This is a genomic window from Elusimicrobiota bacterium (genome assembly GCA_040757695.1).
Classification (GTDB): Bacteria; Elusimicrobiota; UBA8919; order UBA8919; family UBA8919; genus JBFLWK01.
Genome location: JBFLWK010000251.1, coordinates 1 through 1,135 on the forward strand (window position 1 = coordinate 1; position 1,135 = coordinate 1,135).

A 1,135-nucleotide genomic window follows, 5' to 3' on the forward strand; every position below is an offset into this window, starting at 1 on the left:
TTCAGAAGTGTTTTTATAATTATATGAGCTATTTTTTAGTGGTATTTGTATTGTGTTGGGCTTTAATTGCACAATCACAGAAGAACTATACAAATACAGCTTTTTTGAAATCCGAAGTTGGTAAATAGCCACCGAAAACCTTTACAAAGAAAGCTATTAATACCAAACATGCGTTAATCGTTCTCATACCATCCTCCTAAAAAAAACGAGTTACTACTTTTTAAAATATAGTGTTGCAAAAAAAATATGGGATGGCTAAAATTAATATACTTATCAATAATCTCATAATTTTCCCCATATCGAAAATGCAAAACCGATTATTTAAAACTCCGACTGCCATTTGCTTGATATACCCAATCAAACGTAACTTGACCATAATAGCTGACGCTACCTGAGTCAGAAGTATCTGTTCGTGCAACGCTGTTTAGAATTAATATTTTTGCATATCTATTTTCTCTGGTTTTTATTGCCCATACTTGATTTTTGTCTACATTAGAGAATTCGTAATAACCAGTTTCGGGGGCTTCAATAAGAGAATCAAATATTTTACGTGCAGTGTCGGCTATTGTGGTATCTATAGCAATGTAATTTGGAAACATTGCATGTTGCGGATAAATACGTTGAAGACATTTTTCACCGCTAAGGCCACTAATTGCTGCACTGATTATTGAGGTTTCGTTTGTAAATACGCTTATAATGACATCCGGCAAAGGAGATATAGAATCAGAAACAGTAATGATTTTCCCCACCGCAAAGGAAAACCCAGTAATTTTCATTTTAGCCGCGTCTTTATTATCTAAGACGCATGTACCGGAAGTAATTCTTGAATTATTAGTGGAATCATTGATACAGGAGGTAAGTAACATATATATCCACAATCTCATTACTAAACAAATTTTGTTCTTTTTGATGGGGCGTCTCCCTTCTATAGTTGGACGAAATCAAGGTATTATCAAATTATGTATTACAATAACTTCTGGTATACCTTTTTGTATTTCAATCGTATTGTCAGTGAAAAATATGGGTGTACCGTATAGATCTGCAAGGATGTAATAAAGTGTATGATATTTATTCTCCAAAATTTATTTGGAATATAATTCTACAATCAAACGCTCATTTATTTCAGATGGAATCT

Annotated in this window: 1 protein-coding gene; it reads right to left on the reverse strand. The window is 32.9% G+C overall.

Translation table 11 applies throughout. The features are described from left to right. Window positions 1-317: 317 nt before the first annotated feature. Complete coding sequence (locus AB1349_14560) at window positions 318-776, reverse strand: hypothetical protein (protein MEW6558548.1); 459 nt, start codon at window positions 774-776, stop codon at window positions 318-320. Between the last annotated feature and the right edge of the window lie 359 nt (window positions 777-1,135).